We start from the raw sequence: 25,834 nt of genomic DNA on the forward strand, positions 1-25,834 counted from the left end.
ACGGCCCTCGTCGCTGTCACTGTCGCCGTCGCCGTGCTCGTCGCCGAGGGCGGGCGCGCCCCGGGCCCCTCGGTGGCAGTCGGTGCCGGTCAGTGCCAGCCGGACTCCTCCACGCCCCCCGGGATCGGCGCGGAGGGGTCGTAGGGGACCCGGGTGAAGATGAAGGTGTTGAGGTCCAGATGGCCGGCCGAGCCGTCGGCCCGCCGCACCACGCGCAGGGTCTCGCCGGCGTAGTAGCCGTCCAGGCCGAGCCAGGTGCCGTCGGACCGCGCGGCGAACCGGGACGAGCGGCCCTGCCCGTTCACCGGGGAGATCTTCAGGTCGCGCCCCGGCAGCAGGCGCAGCAGGAAGGCGGTCGGCCCCCAGTACCAGGGACCGGTCAGCTCCAGCAGGTCGGGGTCGGCGGCGGTGGGCGCCCACGGGCGGGGGATGGCCGGCTCGTGGGCCTCCAGGATGTCCAGCAGGTCGGTGGCGACCGTGGGACGCAGCCCGGAGGTGGTGTTGGCCATGCACAGCACGCCGGCGCCGTCGGCGGGGTCGCCCCAGACCACGGCCAGGAAGCCGGGCATCGACCCGCCGTGCCCGGCCAGGCGGCGCCCGCGGTGGCGCAGCAACTGGATGCCCAGCCCGAAGCCGGTGCTCCACACCTCGGCGTCGTCGACGCCGGCCGGCTCGCGCATCTCGGCCAGCGTGGCGGGGTCCAGGACGCGGCGGTCGCCGCGCGCCAGGAACCGCGACCAGGTGGCCAGGTCGGCGCAGGTGGACCACAGCTGCCCGGCCGGCGCCATGGCGCCCGCGTCGTGCTCGGGCTCGGGCAGCAGGACGTCGGCCCACGGGTGCACGGCGTACCCGCGGGCGTAGGGCTCGCGCGGCCGGGTCGTGGTGTCGCGCATGCCGAGCGGCTCGAGGATCTCCGTGCGGGCGACGTCGGCCCAGTCGGCCTTGCGGTGGCGGGCGACCAGCTCCCCGAGCAGGGCGAACCCGAGATTGGAGTAGTGGAAGCGCCGGCCGGGCCGGTGACGGGAGGTGCCCTGGTCCAGCGCGCCGGTGAGCTCGTCGATCTCCATGCCGTGCACGCGCTCCCACCACGGGCCGGGCGGCTCGGCGGTCAGGCCGGCGGTGTGCGACAGCAGTTGGGCGATGGTGACCTCGCCGACCGGGGTGGCGGGCATGTGCCGGGACAACGGGTCGTTCAGCGTCAGCAGGCCCTCGTCGCGCAGCCGCATGACCAGCACGGCGACCAGGGTCTTGGTGATGGAGCCGATGCGGTACTGGGTGTCGGCCGTCGGCGCGGCGCCGCCCTCGACCGTCCCCCGGGCGCCGAACCAGACCGGCTCGCCGTCACGCAGCACCGTCGCGACCAGCGAGGGTGTGCGCGCCTCGGCCTGCTCGATCGCCACGCGGCGCAGCAGCGCGCGAGCCGTGCCTTCCAGAATCGCCGCCATCGGCCCACTTCCCGATCTGAGGTCCCGCCAGGATCAGTGACACATTAGCGGTGATCGGCCCGCCGACCGGCCGACAAGCCGTTCATCCCAGGGCCGTACGCCCTTGCCGCGGAGCCCTCCTCGCGCCCGCTTCCCGGGGGCCGCGTACCGGACGGGCCGCCCGGGGCCCGGCTCTGTTCTACGCTGGCGCGAGCGTAGGACGGCGTGGAGGTGGCGGGGTGCAGGTGAAGGGCGACGGGGCCGCGGGCACGAGCATCTCGGCGGTCCTGGAACGCGTCACCTACGCCAACGAGGAGACCGGGTACACCATCGCCAGGGTGGCCGTCGAGCGGGGCGGGGCCGAGCTGGTGACGGCCGTGGGGCCGCTGCTCGGGGCGCAGGTCGGCGAGAGCCTGCGGCTGACCGGCCGGTGGACCTCCCACCCCAAGTACGGCAGGCAGTTCGAGGTGTGGTCCTACACCACCGTGCTGCCGGCCACCGTGCAGGGCATCCAGCGCTACCTGGGGTCGGGGCTGGTCAAGGGCATCGGCCCCAAGATGGCCGAGCGCATCGTCGGTCACTTCGGCACCGACACCCTGGAGGTGATCGAGAAGTCGCCCGAACGGCTGGTGGAGGTGCCCGGGCTCGGTCCCAAGCGCACCAAGATGATCGCCGCGGCCTGGGAGGAACAGAAGATCATCAAAGAGGTGATGATCTTCCTGCAGGGCGTCGGGGTGTCCACCTCGATCGCCGTGCGCATCTTCAAGCAGTACGGCGACACCTCGATCACCGTGGTGAAGACCGAGCCCTACCGGCTCGCCGACGACGTGTGGGGCATCGGGTTCAAGACCGCCGACACCATCGCCCAGGCCGTCGGCATCCCGCACGACAGCCCCGAGCGGGTCAAGGCCGGCCTGCGCTACACCCTGTCCCAGGCGGCCGACGCCGGCCACTGCTACCTGCCGGCGCCCAACCTGGTCGGCGACGCGGTGAAGATCCTGGAGGTGCCGGCCGAGCTGGTGGCGAGCTGCCTGGACGAGCTGGCCGCCGCCGAGGGCGTGGTCCGCGAGGAGGTTCCCGCCGGCGACGGCGTGGTACCGGCGGTCTACCTGGTGCCCTTCCACCGCGCCGAGCTGGCGCTGGCGGGCGGCGTGCGCCGCCTGCTGGACTCCGGGCACGACCGGCTCGGGGCCTTCGCCGGGGTCGACTGGAGCGCCGCGCTGGGCTGGCTGCGCGAGCGGACGGGCGCCGACCTGGCCCCCGAGCAGGCCGAGGCGGTGCGGCTGGCCCTCACCTCCAAGGTGGCCGTGCTGACCGGCGGGCCGGGCTGCGGCAAGAGCTTCACCGTGCGTTCGATCGTGGCCCTGGCCCGCGCCAAGAAGGCCAAGGTGGTGCTGGCCGCCCCCACCGGCAGGGCCGCCAAGCGCCTGGCCGAGCTGACCGGTCACGAGGCCACCACCGTCCACCGCCTTCTGCAGCTGCGCCCGGGCGGGGAGGCGACCTTCGACCGCGACAACCCGCTGGAAGCCGACCTGCTGGTGGTGGACGAGGCGTCCATGCTGGATCTGCTGCTGGCCAACAAGCTGGTCAAGGCGGTGGCCACCGGGGCGCACCTGCTGTTCGTGGGCGACGTCGACCAGCTGCCGTCGGTCGGCGCGGGGGAGGTGCTGCGCGATCTGCTGGCCGCCGACGTCGTCCCGCGGGTGCGGCTGACCCAGATCTTCCGCCAGGCCCAGCAGTCGGGCGTGGTGGTCAACGCCCACCGGATCAACACCGGCCTGCATCCCACGCTGGAGGGCATGACCGACTTCTTCCTGTTCCCCTGCGAGGAGCCCGAGGAGATCGCCGCGCTCACCGTGGACGTGGTGGCCCGGCGCATTCCCCGCAGGTTCGGGCTGAACCCCCGCCGCGACGTGCAGGTGCTGGCCCCGATGCATCGCGGCGCGGCCGGGGCGGGCAACCTCAACAACGCCCTGCAGGAGGCGCTCACCCCCTCCCGCGAGGGCATGCCCGAACGGCGCTACGGCGGCCGGGTCTTCCGCATCGGCGACAAGGTGACCCAGTTGCGCAACAACTACGACAAGGGCGCGGCCGGGGTGTTCAACGGCACCGTCGGGGTGGTCACCGACCTGCGTCCCGAGGACGGCAAGCTGACCGTCCTGACCGACGAGGACGAGAGCGTCGAATACGGCTTCGACGAGCTGGACGAACTGGCGCACGCCTACGCGGTGTCCATCCACCGTTCGCAGGGCAGCGAATATCCCGCCGTGGTGATCCCGCTGGCGACCAGCGCGTGGATGATGTTGCAGCGCAACCTTCTGTACACGGCGGTCACCCGCGCCAAGAAACTGGTGGTGCTGGTCGGCTCCCGCCGTGCCCTGGCGCAGGCGGTGCGCACCCGGGGGGCGGGCCGCCGCCACACCAGCCTCACCCACCGGCTCCGCCAGGGCTGAGGCCGCGCCGGCGACGGCCGTACACGCCTCGCGTCGGCGGCCTTACGCCTCGATGTCACCTTCGACGGCTTTGCCCGATTTTTTCACTGACAATCTTCGTCAAGCGTCCTGACAAGGCTGGACAGGGCATTCCGGCCTGAATGGCACCTGTGAGTTGGCCGAAATGTGATCCAACTAACCCCAAACGTGTACGTTTCAGTGCTGATCCCCATTAGGGTTTTTATGAGCACTTTGCCGTCCTGGGGGAGAAGGTCGTGCGGGACTTTCGTCAACGTCTGAGGACTCCGATCGCCGGGCTGGCCGTGGTGACGGCCTGTCTGCTGACCGCGTCATGCTCGGGCGGCGGCGCGAGCCCCTCCGGCCCTGGCGCCGACGGCGGCGCCGGCACCAGCGCGCCCGCGACGCCCCTGCCGCAGATCAAGATCAGCCCGGTGAAGGGCGCCAGCAAGGTCCGGCCCGAGAAGAGCGTCGTGGTCACCGTCGGCGACGGGGAGCTGGAGGAGGTCACCGTCGAGGCCGGTGGCAAGCCGCTGAAGGGCGAGTTCGACGCCGGGCGCACCAAGTGGGTGTCCAAGGGCCCGCTGAAGCCGTCGGCCACCTACACCGTCTCCGCCAAGGCCACCGGCCAGGGCGGCCCCGCGACGGCCACCAGCTCCTTCACCACCCTCAAGCCGGCCCAGGAGCTGCGCATCGCCGACATCACCCCCAACGTCAAGGGAGAGACCGTCGGCGTCGGTATGCCGATCATGGTGCGCTTCAGCCGGCCGGTGGCCGACAAGAAGGCCGTCGAGCGGGCGCTGAAGGTCACCGCCGAGAAGCCGGTCAGCGGGGCCTGGCGGTGGATCGACGACAGCCTGGTCATCTACCGCACCGTCAAGTACTGGCCCGCCCACCAGAAGGTGCGCTTCACCGCCGCCCTGGAAGGCGTGCGCGACGGCAAGGACGTGTACGGCGTGCGCAACTACGCCACCACCATGAAGGTCGGCGCGGCGTGGATCAGCAGCGTCAGCACCCGCAGCCACCAGATGATCGTCCGCAAGGACGGCAAGATCGTCCAGAGGATGGCGATCAGCGCCGGCAAGGCCACCACGCGCGAGTACACCACCACCAACGGCGTCCACCTGACGATGGAGCGCGGCAACCCGGTCACCATGATCTCCCCGGGCAAGAAGAAGGGCGACCCCGGCTACTACAAGGAGGTCGTCGACCACGCCGTGCGCATCTCCAACAGCGGCGAGTACGTCCACAGCGCGCCGTGGTCGGTCGGCTCGCAGGGCCGGGCCAACGTCAGCCACGGCTGCGTCAACGCCCGCCCCGACCAGGCCAAGTGGTTCTACGACAACTTCCACCGCGGCGACGTCGTCAAGATCGTCGGGACGACCCGCACGCTCGAGTGGAACAACGGCTGGGGCTACTGGCAGCTGCCGTTCAAGCAGTGGAAGAAGGGCAGCGCCCTGGCCGGCTGAGCCGGTTGAGGTCTCACACGCCGGGCCGCCGGGCCGCCCGCCGCCCGCCGGCCGATCCACCGGTCATCCGCGCCGGTGCGCGGTCACCGCGGACGCCGCCTGCGGGGTGGCGGCCGGGAGCAGCCCGTGGTGGTGCAGGAGGGTGCGGGCATAGGCGATGGCGGTGGGGGTGTCGGGGAAGACCAGGCCGTCGCGATGGAGATGGTCGGCGACGCCGAGGGCGACCAGGACCTGAGTGTGCCCGGGTTTGATGCCGGAGACCAAGACGGTGATGCCACGGCGCTCCATGCGGGTGATCGCGTCGCCGAGGATATGGGCACCGGTGGCGTCCAAGGTGGTGATCCGGGACATCCGCAAGATCACCACGCGGACGTCGGCGACTTCGGACAGCTCCAGCAGGAAGCGGTGGGCGGCGGCGAAGAACAGCGGCCCGTCGAACCGGTAGGCGACGATGTGCTCGCTCAGCAGCCGTTGTTCCTCCGCGCTGTGGTCACCCGCGTCCAGCGGGACCTGATCGAGCCGGGAGGTCCGGGCGACCGCGCGGAGCGCGAGCACGACGGCCAGGCCGAGACCCACGGCGACCGCGGTGATGAGGTCGAACACGACGGTCACGATGAAGGTGAGGGCGAGCACGACGGCGTCGCCGCGGGTCGCGCGGGCCAGCGCGCGCAAGGAGCCGACCTCGACCATGCGGACGGTGGTGGCCAGCAGCACCCCGGCGAGCGCCGCGAGCGGGATCCGGCCTACCAAGGGGCCGGCGGCGAGCACGATGCCGGCCAGGACGGCGGCGTGGGTGAGCGCGGCCAGCCGGGACCTGGCCCCGGCGCGGACGTTGACCGCGGTGCGGGCGATCGCGGCGGTCGCCGGAACGCCGCCCAGGACGGGCGCGGCCAGGTTGGCGATGCCCTGCCCGAACAGTTCCCGGTCGGGGTCGTGCTTCTCGCCGACGCTCATCGCGTCGGCGACGGTGGCACACAGCAGGCTCTCCAGTGCGGCCAGCGCGGCCACCGCCAGCGCGGACGGCAGGAGCGTTCCCACCATGCCGGGATCGAAGAAGCCCAGCGACGGGGCGGGCAGCCCGGCCGGTAAGGTCCCGATCCGGGCGACGTCGAGCGAGAACACCTGAGCACCCAGCGTCGCGGCCGCGACCCCGAGAAGGGAGAACGGGACACCCGGCCGCAGCCGGGCGCCGGTCAGCATCAAAGCGGCCACCGCCAGCGCCATGACGGGCGCGACCCAGGCCGGATGAGCGGCGAAGCGCGCCAGGGCCGAGGCCGCGACCTGCCACACCTTCTCGCCGTCCGGGGCCGCCACGCCGAGCGCCGCGGGGATCTGCTGCAGCGCGATGACCACCGCGATACCGGCGGTGAACCCCTCGGTCACCGACGTCGGCAGAAACCGGGCGAACCGCCCCACTCGCAGCGTGGACAAGGCCAGCAGTACCAGCCCGGCCATCAGGCCGACCATCAGCACTCCACCGGATCCGTAGAGGTGCACGATCGGGACGAGCACGACGGTCATCGCGCCGGTCGGACCCGACACCTGCAGATTGCTGCCGCCGAACACGGCCGCGAGCGCTCCGGCGACGATCGCGGTCACCAGGCCGGCCTGGGCGCCGAGCCCGGAGGAGACCCCGAACGCCAGCGCCAGCGGCAGCGCCACCACCGCGACGATCAGTCCGGCCACCAGGTCCCGGCCCGGGGAGCGGCGCGCGGCGACCCAGTCGGACCGTCCGGGCAGCAGGTCCGGCAGCCGGCGCAGCACCTCCCGCGGGTTCACGTCGTCTGTTCCAGCTCGGCGAGCAGTTCATGCTGGTCTGCCAGCAGTTCGGTGAGGATCCGGCGAGCCGCCCGCATCATCTCCGACACATCCGCTCCGGCCAACTCGTACACCACGGTCGTCCCGTCCCGCCGGGCGGTCACCAGACCCGCCCGGCGCAGCACCCCCAGTTGCTGCGACAGATTCGGCGCCTCCACCTCGATGGCGGTCAGCAGCTCCCGGACCTGCTTGGGTCCCTCGCACAACAGTTCCAGCACCCGGATGCGCAGCGGATGGCCGAGTGTCTTGAACAGCTCGGCCTTGGCCTGGTACAGCGGGACCGGCATCACCCCGCCCCGCCTTGGACTCCGCGGTCCTGGTCCAGGTCCAGGTCCGCTTCGCTCACGCCGCCGTCCGGCTCCGCACGCGCGGCAGGGGTCACATCGACGCCCAACTCCCGCCGCAGCGAATCCAGATCACCTCCAGCGCTGTACTTCAACGCACGAGCGACCTTCACCTGCTTGGCTTTGGCCCGGCCACGTCCCATCCGGCATCGCCTCCTCCTCGACGGGCATCACACGGTTTGCCATTATATAGAATTTCAAAAAACTGCAACTAAGGGCCGCGCGAGCCTGTGAAGACGGGGGGCGAACCTGCTCCGTCCCGGCCGCCGGCAGTGACCTGGGGGGAAAGCGCGCTACAGCAGGGCGAGCTGGCGGTCGACGGTGCGGCGGGGCTGCCAGGGGAGGCGGCGGGCGCCGATGCCGTACAGGCGGGCCAGCTCGGCGACCCGGCCCTCCACGCGCAGGCGGTAGTCCTCGGCGGCGACCGGCCCCGCGCCGTACAGCTCCTCGTAGCGGGGCAGCAGGCGCGGATGCTCCTCGGCCAGCCACCGCAGGTACCACTCGCGCGAGCCGGAGGGCAGGCGCAGCACCATGGGGGTGAGGCTGACGGCGCCGGCCTCGGCGACGCGGCGCACCACGGCGCGCAGCTGGTCCTCCGAGTCGGTCAGGCACGGCAGGATCGGGGCCATCAGCACCCCGCAGGGCACCCCCCGCTCGACGAGCTCGGCGCACAGCTCCAGGCGTTTCTGCGCGCTCGGCGCGCCGGGCTCCACCACGCGGCGAAGCCGGTCGTCGACGAAGCCGATCGACACCCGCGTCTGCACCTCGGCCACCTCGGCGGCCTGGGCGATCAGCTCGGCGTCGCGCAGGACCAGCGCGCTCTTGGTCATGACGTGGAACGGGTTGCCCGCGTCGCGCAGCGCCGCCAGGATGCCCGGCATCAGCCGGTAGACCCGCTCGGCGTCCTGGTAGCAGTCGCCGCTCAGGCCGATGCCCACCGTCTCGCCGGCCCACCGGGGAGAGGCCAGCTCGGCCCGCAGCCGCCGGGCCGCGTCGGTCTTGACCACGATCGCCGAGCCGAAGTCGCGCTCGCCGTCCAGGCCGAGGTAGCGGTGGGAGCGGCGGGCCCCGCAGTACAGGCAGGCGTGGGCGCAGCCGCGGTAGGGGCTGACGGCGAACGACAGGCCGAGCCCGGCGGCCTCGGGCACCCGGTCGATGATCGTGCGCGCCGGCACTTCGTAGAAGGTCGTCTCACCCTCGGCCCGGCGGACCGCGCGCCGTTCGATGCGCGGGCGCGTCTGGACGGGGTGCTCGACAAGGGGAAGGGCGTCGAAACGCATGACCTACAGTGGAACACGTATTCGATACCCGTGGCAAGTGATCCGCGGCTCCGGGCGAGCCGATCGCCGCGGCGGGCGCTCATCGGGTGCTCATTCCTCGATGGCCCCGCCGATGGCGCGCAGGTGCTCGCGGAAGGTCAGCGCGGGCGTCTGCCGGCGCCGGGCGAGGTAGTCCGCGAACCGCACCTGCTCGCGCAGCGAGACCCCGGCCCTGATGCGCTCGGCCTGGCGGCGCTCGGTGTCGCGGATGCCCTCGGCGAGGGTGAGCAGGTCCTCGGCGCGGTCGGCCGGGACGAACAGCACGCCGTCATCGTCGCCCAGGGCCAGCTCGGCCGCGGTCACCGTCAGCTCGCCCACCGTGGCCGCGCGCAGGGCGTCCTGCGGCAGGGGGTCCAGCCGCAGCGGCCCGGTGGAGATCGCGCCCAGGCTGAACACCGGCAGCCCGATCGCCCGGATGTCGGCGGTGTCGCGATGCAGGCCCCAGATCACGACCCCGCTCACCCCGGCGGCCGCGGCCTCCAGCACGACCAGGTCGCCGACGCACGCCTCGTCCAGCCGGCCGCCGTTGTCCACCACCAGCACCTCACCGGGCTCGGCCCGCTGGAAGGCCTCCAGGAAGACGTCGACGCTGCCGGCGTGTCGGGCGGGCAGGACGCGCCCGCACAGCCGGTCGCCGGGCGTCACCGGGCCCACCGCCGCCGGGGCGCACCGCACGGGCACCCCGGCGCGCAGGCAGGCGTCGGCGATGTGGGCGGTGGTCAGAGCCGAGAACCGTTCGGCGAGCTTGTGGTGATCCATGCCGTGCGTCCTTCCCGCGCCGCCCGCCGGCGCCTGTCACCCCGACGCTGCCACGTCCCCCGGCCGGCGATCAAGCATGAGGGCCCGCCGGGCGGTGCGGGAAGGTCAGCCGATGCGCAGCGGGAGCGTCCGCGGCCCGCGGACCTGCCCGGCGGCCCAGGTCACCGCCGACGGGTCGGCCAGGGCGAACCGCGGCACCCGCTCCAGCCACACCTCCAGCGCCACCCGCAGCTCCATGCGCGCCAGGTGGGAGCCGACGCAGCGGTGCACGCCGAGGCCGAACGCGGCGTGCCGGTTGACCTGCCGGTCGATGACGACCTGGTCCGCTCGGTCGAACTGCGCGGGGTCGCGGTTGGCGGCGGGGAACGACAGCAGGATCCAGTCCTCGGCCCTCATGTCGACGCCGTTCCAGTGCATGTCCTGCTTGACCAGCCTGGCCATCGTGACCGGGGCGTAGGCCCGCAGGAACTCCTCCATCGCGGTGGGCAGCAGGGCGGGCTCGGCGACCAGCCGCTCGCGGTCGCGCGGCGTCCTGGCCAGGTGCCACAGCGAGGCGCCGATCGCGCTCCAGGTGGTGTCGATGCCGGCGATGAGCAGCAGCGCCATCGTGCCGGCCACATGGGCGGGCTGCAGCTTGCTGCCGTACAGCTCGGCGTTGATGAGGTAGGTCGTGAGGTCCTCGCGCGGGTGGTCCAGGTGGTCGCGGATCTGGGCGAGCAGGTAGTCGAACAGCAGGCCCATCCGCGCCGTGCGCTCCTCGGGCGGCAGGTTGACCCCTTCGAGCGCGTTCTCGATGAACTCGCGGAACCGCGGGCCGTCCTGCTGGGGAAACCCGAGCATGTCGGCGATGACCCGCATCGGGATGTGCTGGGCGTAGTCGCGGGCGGCGTCGACGACCCGCTGCCCCTCCAAGCCGTCGATGAGCGCGTGGCACAGCGCCCTGGTGGCCGCCTCCCGCTTGGCGACCGCGGTCTTGGTGAAGGCCGGCAGCAGCAGTTTGCGCGCGTCGTGGTGGAAGGGCGGGTCGGAGGAGATCGGCGGGCTGCCCCCGACGGGGGCCGCCTCCAGGGGCGGCCGGAAGTTGCTCATGATGATCGAGCGGGAGGAGAAGTGCTCGGTGTCGTAGGCGATCGCCGCGACGTCCTCATAGCGGGTCGGCAGCCAGCCGCCGCCGAAGCGGCCGGTGTGCGCGATGGGGCACCGCTGCCGCAGGTCGTCCTGGATGGGGTAGGGGTCGGCCGCCCATTCGGGCTCAAGGTGGGAGAAGTCGCCGGCCCAGTCGGTGACCGGGCCGGTGACGATCTCGCTGCGCGTGCCGAGGGGCGCGTCGGGACGTGTCCCGCGGAAGTCCTGGCTGAACCGGTCGTCGACGGTCATCTCACGCCTCCGCGCCGGTGCCGATGGCCCGCTCGGGGCAGTTGGCCGCGGCCAGGCGCGCCGCGGGCTCCTCGCCGGCCGGCACCAGGCCGTCGCCGGCGACGTGCCCGTAGCCCTCCTCGTCCTCGGTGAACAGGGCGGGGGCCAGGTCGTAGCAGCGGCCGTGTCCCTGGCAGCGCTGGGGGTCGATTCGTACTCTCACTGCGGAGTGCTCCGGTCTGTGGTCGATGGTGTGGCCGGTGGGGCGAGGGCGCCGGCGACGCGGGTGAGCAGCGCCGACCAGTCGGCGGGGTCGACGGCGTGCAGGGCGGGGGTGATGAGCGCGCTTCCCATGGACAGCAGCAGGCAGAAGTGGGCCAGCGCCTCGGGCGACAGCGCGGGGTCCAGCTCGCCCTCGCGCTGGGCGACGCCGACCAGCCCGGCGATCCAGTCGGCCCGCTCGCCGATGTAGTCGCGCATCGGTCGGGCGACGTCGGCGTCGCGGCGGGCCGCGACCAGCGCCTCGACGATGAGGTGGCCGTCGGCGGGCCGGCGGCGGGGCAGCCAGCGGCCGATGACCAGCAGCAGGTCGGTGGCCGAGCGACCCGGTTCTGCTGCCAGCAGGCTGGCCAGCATCTGCCGGCCGTGCGCCCTGAGCGCGGCGACCAGCAGCTCGGCCTTGGAGCCGAAGTGGGCGTACAGCGCGCCGTTGCTCACCCCGGCCGCGGCGGCGATGTCGGCCACGCGCGTGCCGTCGTACCCGCGCTCGGCGAACACCTCGGCGGCCGCGAGCAGCAGCCGTTCCCGCGTCTCGGCCGCGGTCACCCCCGCGATACGCCCCATAAGTGAATTAAAAGATCGTTCATTTGATTCGTCAACAGCGCGGGAGGAGCCAGGCGCCGATGTCGGAGTCGCTCGCAGATGTCAGTACGGCGCCTGGGCCCAGCGGATCGAGCAGGACCCGGCACAGCGCGGCGTGGTCGTGGGCGTCGAAGTAGCAGCCTTCGGCCGAGTACCGGCCGCGTCGGTAGCGCTGGGCACGGGGGAAGAGGAAGTCGTCGATGCTCGCGCGAATGACGTCGCGGTCCTGCGCGCGCAGGACGACGGCGAGCTCGTCGGCCAGCGTGGTCTTGCCGGCGGCGGGCGGCCCGTCGATGGCGACCCGCAGCGGGTGCGCGGCCGTGACGGACCTGATCGCCTCGGCCAGCCGACTGATGAGCTCGCCGCGGGTGCCTTGGTCCATTGCTGCCTTCCTCACGTGGCGATTCGTCCACTGGATCCTCTCAAGGATCGTCGACCACCAGTTCGGCAGCGCGGCGCGGTGAACGGTGAGGTCGGCGCGTCGCCTCGCATGGCGCCTCACATTCCGGGGTGTTGTGGTGTCGGAGTGGTGAGTCCCAGATCGAGAAGGGAAGACCCGTCGTGTCCAGACCGGAACACCACCCACCCTGCAAGGTCGTCGTCATCGGCGGCGGCTACGCCGGAACGCTCGCGGCCAACCGTCTGCGGATGCGCGCCGACATCGAGGTCGCTCTGGTCAATCCCCGCCCGCGGTTCGTGGACCGCGTCCGGCTGCACCAGTTCGTGGCCGGCACCGGCGAGGCCACGGTGGACTACGGCACGCTGCTGGGTGAGGGGATCCGGCTGGTCCTGGACAGCGCCACGCGCATCGACACCGCCGCCCGCAGGGTGCGGCTGGCGTCAGGGGGCGCGCTGGAGTACGACTACGTCGTCTACGCGGTCGGCAGCACCGGCGCGATACCGCCATCGGTGCCCGGCGCGGCCGAGTTCGCCTTCTCCGTCGCCGCGTTGGAGCCCGCGCAGCGGCTACGCGCGAAGATGCAGGAGTTGCCCGCCGATGCCCTGGTCACCGTGGCCGGTGGCGGGTTGACCGGCGTTGAGACGGCCGCCGAACTGGCCGAACAGGGACGCGAGGTCACGCTGGTGTGCGGGGGAGTCCTGGCGCCCTCGATGAGCGCGCCGGGCAGGCGGTACATCGCCACGTGGCTGACCCGGCACGGTGTCGACGTGCTGGAGGCCGCCGAGGTGAGCGAGGTGCGGCCGGGCGCGGTCGTCCTCGCCGGCGGCGGTGCCCACGGTGGGGTGCGTGCGAGCGCACTGACCATCTGGACGGCCGGTTTCGGTGTGCCGGAGCTGGCGGCCGCGAGCGGGCTGCGCACCGACGAGCTCGGCTGGCTGCTCACCGACGAGACGCTGACCAGTGTCGACGACGAGCGCATCGTCGCGGCCGGAGACGCCGCCGCCCCATCCGGCCGGCCGCTGCGGATGAGCTGCCAGGCCGCCGGGCCGCTCGGGGCCCAGGCCGCCGACACGGTGCTGAGCCGTGTCGCGGGAACCGAACCGGCGGTGATCGACCTGGCCCTCACCGGGGCGTGCGTCAGCCTCGGCCGGCGCGCCGCCATGCGGCAGCTCGCCCGCAAAGACGACACCTCGGTGAACGTCTATCTCGGAGGCCGCGTCGGCGCGGCGTACAAGGAGCTGACCTGCAAGCTCGGGGTGTGGAAGATTCGCCGCGAGGCCCGCAGGCCGGGCTCCCTGATCTGGCCCAAGGGCGGTCCGCGTCCGTGAGCGGCCGGCCTGCCGGCCTTCGGCGAGGTCCCGCCGTGGTCACAGGCACAGGATGCGGTGCAGGCGGCGGGCGGCCAGCCACAGGCCGCCGGCGACCATGGCCAGCAGGTAGGCGGCGTGCCCGAGCAGGCCCCAGTGCGGGTCGCCGATGGCAAGGCCCCGCACCAGCTCGACCGCGTGGTAGAGCGGGGTGAGCTGGACCAGCACCTGCAGGACCGGCGGGTAGTCGCCGACGGGGGAGAAAGTGCCGGAGAACAGGAACAGGGCGAACTGCCCGGTGGACATCAGGTCGAAATCCTGCCAGCCGCGCATCAGGGTGCTGACCGCCATGCCGACCGCGCCGAACGCCAGTCCGACCAGGATCGTGGCGGGGAAGGCGGCCAGCGCCCACAGCGGCGCGGCCAGCCCGAGCGCCGCCATGATGAGCACGAACACCCCGGTGTACAGCGAGCCGCGGAGCATGGCCCAGCCGAGCTCGCCGAGCGCGAGCTCGAACGGCCGCACCGGCGTGGCCAGGATGGCGTCGAAGGTCTTCTGGTACTTCATCTTGTGGAAGAAGTTGAACGTGGTCTCGGCCAGTGCGCCCGACATCGCCGCCACCGCCAGCATGGCAGGGGCGACATAGGCGGCGTAGGGCAGCGACCGCCCGCCCACCGGCAGGTCGCCGACCAGCGCTCCCACACCGACGCCGATGGACAGCAGGTACAGCAGCGGCTCGAAGAACCCCGACAGCAGCACCAGCCAGTAGGACGGGCCCGAGCGCAGCGCCCCCAGGTTGCGGCCGATCACCGCGCCGACCCGGCCGGGGGCGACCCGGGCGGCGATCATCGTGGTCACCATGTGTCAGTCCTGAAGTCGCTTGCGGAAGGCGTGGAAGGCCCACAGCGTGCCCGCCGCGGTGAACACCAGCAGGTAGGCCAGATGCGCCGCGACCGGCCAGGGCGGGGCCGTGCCCAGGGTGGCCGCGCGGCTGAGCTCGACGCCGTGCCACAACGGGGACAGGTAGGCCACCGGCCGGGCGAGGGCGGGCAACTGCTCGACGGGGAAGAAGACGCCGCTGAACAGCGCGGCGGGGATCATCACGAAGCGGAACAGCAGCGCGAAGTAGCTGTCGTGGTCGATGGTGGCGGCGAAGGCCATCGTGGGCGCGGCCGAGGCCAGGGCGACCAGCCCGCACACCAGCGGCGCGGCTAGCGCCCACGGCGAGCGCAGCGCGCCGAACAGCGAGGTGACGCCGAGGAACACCACCACCGCGATCTCGGCTCTGACCAGCATGTACAGCAGCCACCCGCACACCATGTCGCCGACCTGGACCGGCGTGGCCCGCATGGCGTGGTAGGCGCGGCTCCACTTGAAGTCGCCGAGGACGGGGTAGGTGGACTCGCCGACCGACATCTGGAAGGCGGTGGAGGCGAGTACTCCCGGGACGATCCACGACAGGTAGTCCACGCCGCCGATGCCGCCGATGTATCCCCCGACGCCCAGGCCGATGCTGAGCAGGAACAGCACCGGCAGCCCGAAGGAGGAGAACACCGAGGCGGTCCACACCCGGCGGTAGAGGGTCAGGGCGCGCTCCAGGACGGCGAGGGTCGAGCGGGCCGAGACCTGGTCGGCGAACGGGATCATCAGTCGACCAGCGTCCGGCCGGTGAGGTGCAGGAAGACGTCCTCCAGGGTGGAGCGGCGCGCCAGCACGCTGGAGGGGTTCAGCCCGCGCCGGTGCACCTCGGCGACGGCGGCGTCGCCGTCCTCGGCGTACACCAGCAGGCGGTCGGGCAGCGGGTCGACCCGCCGGCCGATGCCGGCCAGCTTGGCGGCCAGGTCGGCGGGCCGCTCGTCGCCGAAGCGCAGCTCGACCACCTCGGGGGTGGAGTAGGTCTGGATCAGGGAGCGGGGTGAGCCCTCGGCGACGATGCGGCCGCCGTCCATGACGACCAGCCGGTCGCACAGCTGCTCGGCCTCGTCCATGTAGTGGGTGGTGAGCACCAGGGTGGTGCCGCGCCGCTTGAGCTGGAACAGCCGCTCCCACAGCAGGTGGCGGGCCTGGGGGTCAAGGCCGGTGGTGGGCTCGTCGAGCAGGATGATGTCGGGTTCGTTGACCATGGCGCGGGCGATGGTCAGGCGCCGCTTCATGCCGCCCGACAGCGGCTCGACCTTGCTGCCGGCGCGGTCGGACAGCTGGACGAACTCCAGCAGCGCGTCGGCCCGGCGGCGGGCCTCCTGCCGGCCGAGGCCGAAGTAGCGGGCGTAGACGGTGAGGTTCTCGCGCACGCTCAGGTCGAAGTCGAGGTTGTCCAGCTGGGGGCAGACGCCGAGCCGGGCGCGGATGCGGGTGCCGTCGCGGACCGGATCCATGCCGAGGATGCTCAGCTCGCCGCCGGTGGGCATCGACACGCAGCCGATCATGCGCATCGTGGAGGACTTGCCCGCGCCGTTGGGGCCGAGGAACCCGAACGCCTCGCCGGGGGCCACCGACAGGTCGATGCCGTCCACCGCGGTGAAGGCGCCGAAGCGTTTCACCAGGCCACGCGCGTAGATCAGAGGTTGTTCCGACACGAGCAAGAACCCTAGCCAAGCGCCCCGACAGTTCCGCAACACCTTTTTCGGGCGGCGCGCCACCGGACAGGCGCCCGTGGTGCCGGCGGCGGTTCCGCCTGCCACGGCCGGGCGGCCCCCGGGAAAGGGACCAAGGTCTCTGGAATAGCCCGCCCGCAGCGGGAACGCTCGTATCCATGAACGAGCTTGAGCGAGTCGATGCTTTCTGGCGTGCCGCCAACTACCTGTCGGTCGGGCAGATCTATCTGCTGGACAACCCGTTGCTCGGCGAGCCGCTGCTGCCCGAGCACGTCAAACCCCGCCTGCTCGGCCACTGGGGCACCACCCCTGGACTGAACTTCGTCTTCGCCCACCTGAACCGGGTGATCACAGGGCGTGACCAGGACATGATCTACATCGCCGGTCCCGGGCACGGCGGCCCGGCCGCGGTCGCGCACGCCTGGCTGGAGGGCAGCTACTCGCAGGTCTACCCCGAGGTCTCCCAGGACCAGGACGGGATGCGCCGGCTGTTCCGCCAGTTCTCCTTCCCCGGCGGCATCCCGAGCCATGTGGCGCCCGAGACGCCCGGTTCCATCCACGAGGGTGGCGAGCTCGGCTACTCTCTGGCCCACGCCTACGGCGCGGCCTTCGACAATCCCGGCCTGGTGGTGGCGTGCGTCGTGGGCGACGGCGAGGCCGAGACGGGCCCGCTGGCCGCCAGCTGGCACTCCAACAAGTTCGTCAACCCGGCGCGGGACGGGGCGGTCCTGCCGATCCTGCACCTCAACGGCTACAAGATCGCCAACCCGACGGTGCTGTCGCGCATCCCCGAGCCGGAGCTGGTCAAGCTCATGGAGGGGTACGGCTACCGCCCGCACATCGTGGCCGGTGACGACCCGGCGGTCATGCACCGGCTCATGGCCGAGACGCTGGACACGGTGTTCGACCAGATCGCCGAGGTCAAGGCCGGCGGCGGCGGCCGCTGGCCCATGATCATCCTGCGTACGCCCAAAGGCTGGACCGGCCCCAAGCAGGTCGACGGGCTGCCGGTGGAGGGCACCTGGCGCGCCCACCAGGTGCCGCTGTCGGCGGTTCGCGACGACCCCGGCAAGCTGGCCGCGCTGGAGGAGTGGATGCGCTCCTACCACCCCGAGGAGCTGTTCGACGAGCGCGGCCGCCCGGTGGCCGAGGTGCTCGCCACGGTGCCCGAGGGGCCGCGCCGCATGAGCGCCAACCCCCACGCCAACGGCGGCGAGCTGCTCCAGCCGCTCAGGCTGCCCGACTTCCGCGACTACGCCGTCGAGGTCAAGGCGCCGGCCACCGCGGCCAGCGAGCCGACGCGGGTGCTGGGCGCGCTGGTGCGCGACATCATCGCCGCCAACCCCGCCAACTTCCGCCTGCTCGGCCCCGACGAGGTGGCCTCCAACCGGCTGGGCGCGGCGTTCGAGGTGACCGGCCGGGTGTGGGAGGCCGAGCGGCTGCCCACCGACGAGCACCTGTCCCCCGAGGGCCGGGTGATGGAGGTGCTGAGCGAGCACCTGTGCCAGGGCTGGCTGGAGGGTTACCTGCTCACCGGCCGCCACGGGCTGTTCACCTCCTACGAGGCGTTCATCCACATCATCGACGCCATGTTCAACCAGCACGCCAAGTGGCTGGAGGCCTGCCGCAAGATCCCCTGGCGCAGGCCGGTCGCCTCGCTGAACTACCTGCTCAGCTCGCACGTCTGGCGCCAGGACCACAACGGCTTCAGCCATCAGGACCCGGGCTTCCTGGACGTGGTGGTCAACAAGAAGGCCACGGTGGTGCGCGTCTACCTGCCGCCGGACGCCAACACGCTGCTGTCGGTCGCCGACCACTGCCTGCGCTCGCGCGACTACGTCAACGTCGTGGTCGCCGGCAAGCAGCCGGTGCTGGACCTGATGCCGATGGAGGAGGCGATCCTGCACTGCACCCGCGGCCTGGGCATCCTGCCGTGGGCCTCCACCGACCAGGGCGCCGAACCGGACGTGGTGCTGGCCTGCGCCGGGGACGTGCCGACCCTGGAGACGCTGGCCGCCGCCGACCTGCTGCGCCGCCACCTGCCCGACCTGAGGGTGCGGGTGGTGAACGTGGTGGACCTGATGCGGCTGCAGCCGGACACCGAGCACCCCCACGGCCTGACCGACACCGCCTACGACGCGCTGTTCACCGCCGACAGGCCGGTCATCTTCAACTTCCACGGCTACCCGTGGCTGATCCACCGGCTGACCTACCGGCGCCACGGGCACCACCACCTGCACGTGCGCGGGTACAAGGAGGAGGGCACCACCACCACGCCCTTCGACATGGCGATGATGAACGACATCGACCGCTACCACCTGGTGATGGACGTCATCGACCGCGTCCCGGGCCTGTCGGAGCGCTGCGGCCACCTGCGGCAGGAGATGGCCGACGCCCGGACGCGGGCCCGCGCGCACACCCGCGAGTACGGCGAGGACCTGCCCGAGGTCCGCGACTGGAGCTGGCAGCACTGACCCCCGCAGGCCGCGCACGCCGCGCCCGTGCCCTTCCGCAGCACGGGCGCCGGGACGCTGGGGCGTGCGGGGCTGCGGCGCTACGGGGCGCCGTTCAGCGGGGAGGTGGGGCGGCGGGCAGGCGCAGGACCAGGCGGGCGCCGCGCGGGCTGTCCTCGATGGTCAGGGTGCCGCCGCTCATCTCGGCGATCTGCCGGGCGATGGGCAGGCCCAGGCCCGTGCCGCCCGGATCCCTGCGGCGGCCCTCGCTCAGGCGCACGAACCGCTGGAAGACGCTCTCGCGGCTGCCCGCCGGGATCCCCGCGCCGTCGTCCACCACCGAAAGCGTCGCCTCGCCGCCCGGCGAGCCCGGTCCGCCGCCACTTCGCGCCACCGTGACGGTGATCGTGGACTCGGCGTGCCGTTCGGCGTTGGCCAGCAGGTTGGACAGCAACCTGGTGAGCCGCAGCCGATCGCCCAGCACCACCACCCCGGGCCGGAGGTCGCAGTCGATCCGGATGGCCGAGGGGTGGCGGGCGCGCACCTCGCCGCGGACCAGTTCGGCCAGGTCGACCGGGTCGCGGGCGCCCTGCGTCGCGGCGTCCAGACGGGCCAGGACCAGCAGGTCGGCGATGATGGCCTGCAGGCGGTCCAGGTTGCCCAGCAGGTTCTTGCCGGTGACCTCGTCGATGCCCTCTTCGGGCCCCATCATGGCCTCCTCCACCTGCACGCGCATGGCGGTGACGGGGCTGCGCAGGTCGTGGGAGACGTCGGAGGCGAACCGGCGCTGCCGCTCCAGCGCCTCCTGCAGCCGCTCCAGGGTGTGGTTGACGCTGTCGGCCAGGTCGCGGATCTGGTCGCGCTGCGGGGGCGAGGGCACCCTGCGGTCCAGGGACATGGCGTTGATCTCGTCGAGTTCGGCGCGGATGGCGTCCACCGGCTTCAGCGAGCCGCGGACGGTCCGGTAGGTGCCGTAGGTGATGAGCGTGGTCAAGACGACCACGCCGCCGGCCATGGTCATGGCCAGCTCGGAGTGGACCAAGGGCGGGACGGCGGGCGCGGCACTGTAGACGATCATGTCCTTGCCGTCGCGGTAGGCCTCCTGCGCGACCACGATGTCACACCCGTCGCGGGCGAGGCCGCGGTCGCAGACGATCCGCGTGGCCATGTTCCTGGCCCCTTCGGGGACGAAGGTCGCGATGCGCGGCGCGCCCTGCAGTTCCCGGCTCGCGGCGACGATCCTGCCCTGCGGGTCCACGACCTGGATGTCGCGGATCTGGCTGTGGGCGATGGGGTTGTGCAGCTCGTGCCGTTCGACCTGGTAGACCACGCGCTCGGTCGCCGCGGCGACCTCCTCGGTGAGGTACTGGGTGGCCAGGCGGTGGATCGCGACCATCAGCACCGTGGCGCTCAGCACGCACAGCGCCGCCGCCGCGACGCCGGCGAGAAGCGTCAGGCGCGTGGTGATCGGCCATTGGTGCAGCGGACGCATGGACGGCCCCGATGGACGCATGGACAGCCCTGATACCAGTCCAGCACATCGGCCGGGCGGCGCGGCCCGCCGGGTCGGCCCTACCGGGCGGCCCGCCGCGGGCTCAGGCCAGTCCGGCGTCGTGGGCGAGCAGCGCGATCTGGGTGCGGTTGTCCAGGCCGAGCTTGGCAAGGACGCTGGAGACGTGCGCCTTGACCGTGGCCACGCTCATCAGTAGCTCGGCGGCGATCTCGGCGTTGGCGCTTCCGCGCGCGACGGCCAGGACCACGTCCTGCTCACGGGGGCTCAGTGCGGCCAGCGCGGCGCGGGCCCGCTGGTAGGCCCCGGCCTGGGTGGCCACCCGGTCCATGAGCCGCCGGGTGACGCGCGGCGACAGGATGGGCTCCCCGGCGGCGACCTGGAGCACGGCCTGGACGATCTGCGCGGGCGGGGTGTCCTTGAGCAGGAAGCCGCCGGCCCCGGCGCGCAGCGCGTGCAGGATGTTCTCGTCGGTGTCGAAGGTGGTCAGCACGATGACCTCCGGCGGGCGCGGGCGGCGGCGCAGCGCGCGGGTGGCGGCGATGCCGTCCACGTTCGGCATGCGCAGGTCCATCAGCACCACGTCGGGGGCGTGCGCGTCGGCGGCGGCCGGCACCTGCGCGCCGTCCGCGGCCTCGCCGACCACGGTGATGCCGTGGATGCCGTCGAGCATCATCGACAGCCCGGCGCGTACCAGCGCGTCGTCGTCGACGATCAGGACGCGCAGCGGGCGGGTCACGCCGGCCACGGCAGCCACGCGTGCAGCCGGAACTCCCCGCCGGCGGTGACCTGGTGGTCCAGCCGGCCGCCCGCCAGGTGCACCCGCTCGGTCAGCCCGACCAGCCCGGTGCCGGTGCCCGGCGTCAGCGGCGGTCCGGCCGCCCCGCGCGGCAGCGGGTTGCTGATGTCGATGACCAGCCGCTCGCCGGGCCGGCCCTCCAGGACCACCTGGACGGGCCGCCCGGTGGCGTGCTTGCGGGCGTTGGTCAGCCCTTCCTGGACGACCCGGTAGGCGGTGCGCGCGGTGGCGGCGGGCAGGGCGCCCGGCTCCTGCACCCCGTCGCGCACGCGCACCAGCTCGCCGGCGTCGCGGGACTCCTCCACCAGGCGGGGCACATCGCCCAGCGCGGGCTGCGGACGCCCGCCGGCGCCCTCCTGGCCGCCGTCGTCGTCCTCGCGCAGCAGGCCGATCACCTGGCGCAGCTCCTCCAGCGCCTGGTGGACCCCGGCACGGACCACGCCGGCGGCGTGGGCGAGCCGCTCGGGCGGGGAGTCGGGCCGGTACTCGAGCGCCCCGGCGTAGGTGGCCAGCAGCGACAGCCGGTGGGCGAGCACGTCGTGCATCTCGCGGGCCACGCGGGTGCGCTCGAGCATGCGGGCCTCGGCCACCCGGCGGCCCTGCTCGGCCTCGGCGCGCGCCGCCCGCTCGCGCAGCGAGGCCACCAGCAGGGCACGCGCCCGGGCCGTGGCGCCCCAGCCGGTCAGGGCGCCGTAGGCGGCGGCGACCAGCACCAGCCACCACAGGTAGGAGATGCCGCCGCTCGGGCGCCACAGCCCTTGGACGGCGTGCGCGGCGATCCCGGCGGCGGCGACGATGGCGGCCAGGGGGAACGGGCGCCGCCTGGCCACCTGCAGGGCGCCCAGCGTGGCCGGCGGGGTGGCCGCCGGTGACAGCGCCGCCAGCGCGGTGAGCAGCGCCGCGCCGGCCACCGGCCGCCACAGCAGGACCGGCGACAGCGCCCAGCCGATCACCCCGGCGGTGAGGTCCAGCGCGGGCACCAGCGCCGCCGTGCCGGCGCGGGCCCAGATCGTCAGAGCCACCAGCGCGCCCATGGCCGCGAGCACCCCGGCCACCGCGGCGACCGCGGAGCGGCCGGAGGGGACCTGCGGCAAGCAGTCGAACTCGTGCTGTTCCACCGGGCCAGGCTAACCGCGCCCACCCCGGCGGCGGCACCTACCAAAGTCGTAGCCGCCCCCTGCCGCGGTGGCGGTCGCCGTGGCCGGGCGGCCGAAGCGGGAACAGGGCGCGGGCGGCCAGGCTGGCGTTCAGAACAACAGGCGGACCGGCCGCGGCGCCCACCATCCGGTGGCGCGCGGGACGGCGGTCCGCCCGCCCGAGAGGGGACGCACGTGTCCACCCAGACCACCCCCGCCCGCGCCGGGTCCACGCGCGAAGGCCGTACGAGCGCCCGCCGGGCCCTGCTCAGCGTCGCCGGCGCCACCCTCACGGCCGTGGCGGCGTGGGCGCTGGCCGGCCCGGCGTCCGGCGTGGACCTCACCGTCCGCGCGGGCGACGCCGTCCAGCGGGTCGGGCCGGGCGCGGCGGCGGCGGCGGGCCTGGCGGCCGGGCTGGCCGCCTGGGCGCTGCTGGCGGTGCTGGAACGGTTCACCGCGCGGCCGCGCCTGGTCTTCACCGTCGTCGCGGTGGCCGTGCTGCTGCTGTCGCTGGCCGGGCCGCTCGGCCAGGCCGTCGGCGTGGCGAGCACGCTGCGGCTGATCGGCGTGCACCTGGCCGTCGGCGCCGCCGTGATCTGCGGCCTGGCCTGGCGGCGGCGCGGACGGGCCTGAGCCCGCCCCGGCCGCGGGGGCCGCGGCGCGGCGCCCCCGGGGTCAAAGGAGGGTGAGGATGCGCGGGCCCTGGTCGGTGACGGCGACGGTGTGCTCGATGTGCGCCGCGCGGCTGCCGTCCAGGGTGCGCAGGGTCCACCCGTCGGAGGCGGTGCGGTAGGCGTCGCGCCCGCCGGCCATGAGCATGGGCTCGATGGCCAGGGCCAGCCCGTGGCGCAGGGGATAGCCGCGGCCGGGACGCCCCCGGTTGGGCACGTGGGGGTCCTCGTGCATGCGCCGGCCGATGCCGTGTCCGCCGAAGTCGGCGGGCATGCCGCAGCCGGCCGCGCCGGCGACGGCGCCGATGGCGTGGGAGATGTCGCCGACGCGGTTGCCCGGGACGGCCGCGGCGATGCCGGCCGCCAGGGCCCGCCCGGTGGCCTCGATCAGCCGCAGGTCGGCCGGGCGCGGGGTGCCGACGGTGAAGCTGATCGCGGCGTCGCCGGTCCAGCCGTCCAGTTCGGCGCCGCAGTCGATGCTGACCAGGTCGCCGTCGCGCAGCCGGTAGCCGGTGGGGATGCCGTGCACGAGCGCGTCGTTGACCGAGGTGCAGATGACGGCGGGGAACGGCGTGGGCGCGAAGGAGGGACGGTATCCGAGGAACGGCGAGCGGGCCCCGGCCTCCTCCAGCACCCCGCGCGCCGCCTCGTCCAGCTCCCGCAGGGACACCCCGACGGCCGCCGCCTCGCGGACGGCGGCCAGCGCGCGGGCCACCACGCGCCCGGCCTCCCGCATCCCGTCCAGGTCCTTGTCGCTTTTGATCTCGACCATCCCTACCGCTCCCGTGTCGCGGGCGCCCCGATGCGCGCCAATACTTATACCGGTATTAGTATCACGGTCATGGTGAGGACTCCTTTGGCCCCCTGGGAACGGCGGCGCGGAGAGCGGTTCGGCGCTCTGCTGCGCCGGGCCCGCGGCGAGCGCAGCATGGTCGAGGTCGCCGCGGCGGCCGGGGTGTCGGCCGAGACGCTCCGCAAGATCGAGACCGGCCGGGCGCCGACCCCGGCGTTCTTCACCGTGGTCGCCCTGGCCACCGCCCTTGGGGTGTCGCTGGACGAGCTGGCCGCGGCCTGCGCCGAGCAGGAGGCCGCCCGCGACGGCCGCGCCCTGTCGGCCTGACCCTGGCGGGCCGGCCCTCGCCCCGAGCCGTCCGGCGCCCGCCACCACCGGTCCAGATCGCCGCGATCGGCCCGGCCCGTGAGCCTGCCCGCGACCGGGCGCGCTCAGCAGGAGAAGCGCGGTCGCCGCGACACCGTCGTGCCGGCGGATCACCGACGACCGGCGTCCCGGAAAGTTCTCCGGACAAGTCCGCCAGGGGGTGTCGGATCGGGGCGGCGGTCTTCGTAGCACGGGTGAGGCCGCCCGCAAGGGGCGGCGCCGAGGCGAGGGAACCGCGACCATGAAGCTCGGCCGGGCCGCCAGACCGTTCCCGCGGACCGGCCGGGACCTCGCGTTCGAGCCGGTGGGGTCGCGCGCCGGCTGCGAAGGGCGCGACGATCCGGGTTCCACCGGCCGGCCGGGCGCCCGCGGTGCGGGCGGCCTGAAGTCCCCTCACCCGACCACGCCGTTTCGACACCACAGGAGATGATCGGCAGATGCGATACCTGGTTTCCGTGATCGACGACAAGAGCGATCCCGGCAGCACCGACAGGCGGCCCGCCATCAGCGCGTTCAACGAGCGACTGATCGCCGAGGGCTACTGGGTCTTCTCCGGCGGACTCGCGGACCCGGACGTGGCCACGGTCGTCGACAACCGCGACGAGCGGGCGGTGTTCAGCGACGGGCCTTTCCTTGAGTCCAAGGAGTACCTCGCCGGGGTGTGGGTGTGGGAGGCCCCCGATCTGGATGTGGCGCTCAAGCTCGCCGCCGAAGCCTCGAAGGTCTGCGATCGCAAGATCGAGGTGCGGCCGTTCCAGTGAACGACGTCGAGGAGGTGATGACCCGTGCCCACCACGACGAGTGGGCGCGGGTGGTGGCCGCTTTGACCAGGCGCTTCGGCGACCTCGACATCGCCGAGGAGGCGGCGGCCGAGGCGTTCACGATCGCCGTCGAGCGGTGGCGGGCCGACGGCCCGCCCCCCAACCCGGGCGCGTGGCTGACCACCACCGCCAACCGCAAGGCCATCGACCGGATCCGGCGGGAGAACAAACGCGACGACAAGCACAAGGAGGCTCAGATGCTGCACGACGACATCCCAGCCGAGCCGCTTGGCGCCATCGACGACGACCGGCTCCGGCTGATCTTCACCTGCTGTCACCCGGCGCTGGCGGTGGAAGCGCGCGTGGCGTTGACGCTGCGCATGGTCGGCGGTCTGACCGTGCCCGAGATCGCCCGTGCCTTCCTGGTGCGGCCGGCCACCATGGAACAGCGCATCACCCGCGCCAAGGCCAAGATCAAGGCGGCCGGCATCCCCTACCGGATGCCCTCCGCCGACGACCTGCCGGCGCGTGTCTGCGGCGTCCTGGCCGTGCTGTTCCTGGTGTTCAACGAGGGCTACCTGGCCAGCGGCCCTGACACCGATCCCCTGCGCCACGACCTGACCTGCGAGGCGATCCGGCTCACCCGCCTGATCCGCGCGCTGCTGCCGCAGGACGGAGAAGTGGCCGGGCTGCTGGCGCTGATGCTGCTCACCGAGGCCCGCCGCCCTGCCCGGATCTCGGCCGGCGGCGAACTGGTCGCCCTCCACGAGCAGGACCGCGGAGCCTGGGACGCGGCGCTGATCGCCGAGGGTCACCGGCTGGTGCGCGAGCGCCTGGCCGCCGCCGCCGCGGGGGCGGCTCCGGGTCGCTACCAGATCCTCGCGGCGATCAACGCCGTGCACACCTCCGCCCGCGACATCCGCGACACCGACTGGTCGCAGGTCCTGGCCCTGTACGATCAGCTCGTCCGCCTCGACCCCTCGCCGATCATCGCACTCAACCGGGCCATCGCCGTGGCCGAGCTCGACGGGCCGGAGGTGGCGCTGGCCATCGTCGACCGCCTCGCCGAGGCGCTGGCCGGCTATCACGCCTACCACGCCACCCGCGCCGACCTGCTGCGCCGGCTGGGCCGAAGTCGGCACTCACGCGCGGCCTACGACCGGGCCATCGAGCTGGCCGGCAACACCGGCGAGATCGCTTACCTCACCCGCCGCCGAGCCCAGCTGCGATAGCGCCCGCGCAGG

General features: G+C 73.2%; 25 protein-coding genes. 8 read left to right on the forward strand and 17 right to left on the reverse strand.

Annotation, left to right across the window (positions count from 1 at the left end; genetic code table 11):
- Positions 1–89: 89 nt before the first annotated feature.
- Positions 90–1,445, reverse strand: a complete 1,356-nt coding sequence (locus tag ACFQSB_RS21310; protein WP_380828607.1) for a serine hydrolase domain-containing protein — start codon at positions 1,443–1,445, stop codon at positions 90–92.
- Positions 1,446–1,663: 218 nt separating this feature from the next.
- Between ACFQSB_RS21310 and recD2 the strand changes: the two genes are divergently transcribed.
- Together recD2 and ACFQSB_RS21320 are read left to right on the forward strand one after the other, a co-directional pair.
- Positions 1,664–3,877 (forward strand): SF1B family DNA helicase RecD2, encoded by a 2,214-nt coding sequence (gene recD2 / locus ACFQSB_RS21315; protein ID WP_380828608.1) that lies wholly within the window; start codon positions 1,664–1,666, stop codon positions 3,875–3,877.
- 254 nt (positions 3,878–4,131) lie between these two features.
- Complete coding sequence (locus tag ACFQSB_RS21320) at positions 4,132–5,343, forward strand: L,D-transpeptidase (protein WP_380828609.1); 1,212 nt, start codon at positions 4,132–4,134, stop codon at positions 5,341–5,343.
- A 63-nt stretch (positions 5,344–5,406) separates the two neighbouring features.
- On the opposite strand, the gene ACFQSB_RS21325 is transcribed toward ACFQSB_RS21320, so the two are convergent.
- The 9 genes from ACFQSB_RS21325 to ACFQSB_RS21365 all read right to left on the reverse strand — a co-directional run bounded on the left by ACFQSB_RS21325 (position 5,407) and on the right by ACFQSB_RS21365 (position 12,182).
- Positions 5,407–7,122, reverse strand: coding sequence for a SulP family inorganic anion transporter (locus tag ACFQSB_RS21325; RefSeq protein WP_380828611.1), 1,716 nt, complete (start codon positions 7,120–7,122; stop codon positions 5,407–5,409).
- The gene (locus ACFQSB_RS21330) at positions 7,119–7,448 is read right to left on the reverse strand and encodes an ArsR/SmtB family transcription factor (protein ID WP_354849505.1); all 330 of its coding nucleotides are present in this window, start codon (positions 7,446–7,448) and stop codon (positions 7,119–7,121) included. The genes ACFQSB_RS21325 and ACFQSB_RS21330 overlap by 4 nt, the downstream gene beginning before the upstream one ends.
- Positions 7,448–7,648, reverse strand: coding sequence for a DUF3073 family protein (locus ACFQSB_RS21335; protein WP_380828612.1), 201 nt, complete (start codon positions 7,646–7,648; stop codon positions 7,448–7,450). The genes ACFQSB_RS21330 and ACFQSB_RS21335 overlap by 1 nt, the downstream gene beginning before the upstream one ends.
- Positions 7,649–7,798: 150 nt before the next feature.
- Positions 7,799–8,785, reverse strand: a complete 987-nt coding sequence (locus tag ACFQSB_RS21340; RefSeq protein ID WP_380828613.1) for a radical SAM protein — start codon at positions 8,783–8,785, stop codon at positions 7,799–7,801.
- A 90-nt stretch (positions 8,786–8,875) separates the two neighbouring features.
- Positions 8,876–9,583, reverse strand: coding sequence for an RraA family protein (locus ACFQSB_RS21345; protein ID WP_380828614.1), 708 nt, complete (start codon positions 9,581–9,583; stop codon positions 8,876–8,878).
- A gap of 105 nt (positions 9,584–9,688) precedes the next feature.
- Positions 9,689–10,960, reverse strand: coding sequence for a cytochrome P450 (locus ACFQSB_RS21350; protein WP_380828615.1), 1,272 nt, complete (start codon positions 10,958–10,960; stop codon positions 9,689–9,691).
- 1 nt (position 10,961) lies between these two features.
- Entirely contained in the window at positions 10,962–11,162 is a 201-nt protein-coding gene (locus tag ACFQSB_RS21355) for a ferredoxin (RefSeq protein WP_354849491.1), read from the reverse strand.
- Complete coding sequence (locus ACFQSB_RS21360) at positions 11,159–11,782, reverse strand: helix-turn-helix domain-containing protein (protein ID WP_354926390.1); 624 nt, start codon at positions 11,780–11,782, stop codon at positions 11,159–11,161. The genes ACFQSB_RS21355 and ACFQSB_RS21360 overlap by 4 nt, the downstream gene beginning before the upstream one ends.
- Positions 11,783–11,813: 31 nt before the next feature.
- Positions 11,814–12,182: a nucleoside/nucleotide kinase family protein gene (locus ACFQSB_RS21365; protein WP_380828617.1), complete on the reverse strand. Its 369-nt coding sequence runs from the start codon at positions 12,180–12,182 to the stop codon at positions 11,814–11,816.
- A gap of 179 nt (positions 12,183–12,361) precedes the next feature.
- Between ACFQSB_RS21365 and ACFQSB_RS21370 the strand changes: the two genes are divergently transcribed.
- Complete coding sequence (locus tag ACFQSB_RS21370; RefSeq protein WP_380828619.1) at positions 12,362–13,528, forward strand: NAD(P)/FAD-dependent oxidoreductase; 1,167 nt, start codon at positions 12,362–12,364, stop codon at positions 13,526–13,528.
- 39 nt (positions 13,529–13,567) lie between these two features.
- Here ACFQSB_RS21370 and ACFQSB_RS21375 read toward each other — a convergent pair whose 3' ends face one another.
- Genes ACFQSB_RS21375 through ACFQSB_RS21385 form a run of 3 tightly spaced genes read right to left on the reverse strand, consistent with a single transcriptional unit; the run spans position 13,568 to position 16,083 of the window.
- On the reverse strand, positions 13,568–14,368 hold the full coding sequence (locus tag ACFQSB_RS21375) for an ABC transporter permease (RefSeq protein WP_354849474.1): 801 nt from the start codon (positions 14,366–14,368) through the stop codon (positions 13,568–13,570).
- Positions 14,369–14,371: 3 nt separating this feature from the next.
- On the reverse strand, positions 14,372–15,154 hold the full coding sequence (locus ACFQSB_RS21380) for an ABC transporter permease (RefSeq protein WP_380828620.1): 783 nt from the start codon (positions 15,152–15,154) through the stop codon (positions 14,372–14,374).
- A complete protein-coding gene (locus ACFQSB_RS21385; RefSeq protein ID WP_354849469.1) occupies positions 15,154–16,083 on the reverse strand; it encodes an ABC transporter ATP-binding protein in 930 nt (309 codons plus the stop codon). The genes ACFQSB_RS21380 and ACFQSB_RS21385 overlap by 1 nt, the downstream gene beginning before the upstream one ends.
- A 176-nt stretch (positions 16,084–16,259) precedes the next feature.
- Here ACFQSB_RS21385 and ACFQSB_RS21390 point away from each other — a divergent pair, with 176 nt between their 5' ends.
- The gene (locus tag ACFQSB_RS21390) at positions 16,260–18,575 is read left to right on the forward strand and encodes a phosphoketolase family protein (RefSeq protein WP_380828622.1); all 2,316 of its coding nucleotides are present in this window, start codon (positions 16,260–16,262) and stop codon (positions 18,573–18,575) included.
- A gap of 94 nt (positions 18,576–18,669) precedes the next feature.
- Here the strand turns inward: ACFQSB_RS21390 and ACFQSB_RS21395 are convergent, their stop codons facing one another.
- The 3 genes from ACFQSB_RS21395 to ACFQSB_RS21405 form a co-directional block, all read right to left on the reverse strand.
- On the reverse strand, positions 18,670–20,046 hold the full coding sequence (locus ACFQSB_RS21395; RefSeq protein WP_380828623.1) for a sensor histidine kinase: 1,377 nt from the start codon (positions 20,044–20,046) through the stop codon (positions 18,670–18,672).
- A gap of 103 nt (positions 20,047–20,149) precedes the next feature.
- Complete coding sequence (locus ACFQSB_RS21400) at positions 20,150–20,812, reverse strand: response regulator (RefSeq protein ID WP_380828766.1); 663 nt, start codon at positions 20,810–20,812, stop codon at positions 20,150–20,152.
- Positions 20,800–21,981, reverse strand: coding sequence for a sensor histidine kinase (locus tag ACFQSB_RS21405; protein WP_380828624.1), 1,182 nt, complete (start codon positions 21,979–21,981; stop codon positions 20,800–20,802). Before ACFQSB_RS21405 ends, ACFQSB_RS21400 begins: the two co-directional genes overlap by 13 nt.
- 213 nt (positions 21,982–22,194) lie before the next feature.
- Here ACFQSB_RS21405 and ACFQSB_RS21410 point away from each other — a divergent pair, with 213 nt between their 5' ends.
- The gene (locus ACFQSB_RS21410) at positions 22,195–22,632 is read left to right on the forward strand and encodes a DUF6069 family protein (RefSeq protein ID WP_354849458.1); all 438 of its coding nucleotides are present in this window, start codon (positions 22,195–22,197) and stop codon (positions 22,630–22,632) included.
- A gap of 42 nt (positions 22,633–22,674) precedes the next feature.
- On the opposite strand, the gene map is transcribed toward ACFQSB_RS21410, so the two are convergent.
- Positions 22,675–23,442 carry a type I methionyl aminopeptidase gene (map, locus tag ACFQSB_RS21415; RefSeq protein WP_380828625.1) on the reverse strand — a complete coding sequence of 256 codons (768 nt, stop codon included), beginning with the start codon at positions 23,440–23,442 and terminating at the stop codon, positions 22,675–22,677.
- Positions 23,443–23,511: 69 nt separating this feature from the next.
- On the opposite strand from map, the gene ACFQSB_RS21420 reads away from it, so the two are divergent.
- The 3 genes from ACFQSB_RS21420 to ACFQSB_RS21430 all read left to right on the forward strand — a co-directional run bounded on the left by ACFQSB_RS21420 (position 23,512) and on the right by ACFQSB_RS21430 (position 25,822).
- Positions 23,512–23,790, forward strand: a complete 279-nt coding sequence (locus ACFQSB_RS21420; RefSeq protein ID WP_354926367.1) for a helix-turn-helix domain-containing protein — start codon at positions 23,512–23,514, stop codon at positions 23,788–23,790.
- A 476-nt stretch (positions 23,791–24,266) separates the two neighbouring features.
- Positions 24,267–24,590, forward strand: a complete 324-nt coding sequence (locus tag ACFQSB_RS21425; protein ID WP_354926365.1) for a YciI family protein — start codon at positions 24,267–24,269, stop codon at positions 24,588–24,590.
- Positions 24,587–25,822, forward strand: coding sequence for an RNA polymerase sigma factor (locus ACFQSB_RS21430; protein WP_380828626.1), 1,236 nt, complete (start codon positions 24,587–24,589; stop codon positions 25,820–25,822). The genes ACFQSB_RS21425 and ACFQSB_RS21430 overlap by 4 nt, the downstream gene beginning before the upstream one ends.
- Positions 25,823–25,834 lie beyond the last annotated feature (12 nt).

The organism is Sphaerisporangium rhizosphaerae (genome assembly GCF_042665155.1).
GTDB lineage: Bacteria > Actinomycetota > Actinomycetes > Streptosporangiales > Streptosporangiaceae > Sphaerisporangium > Sphaerisporangium rhizosphaerae.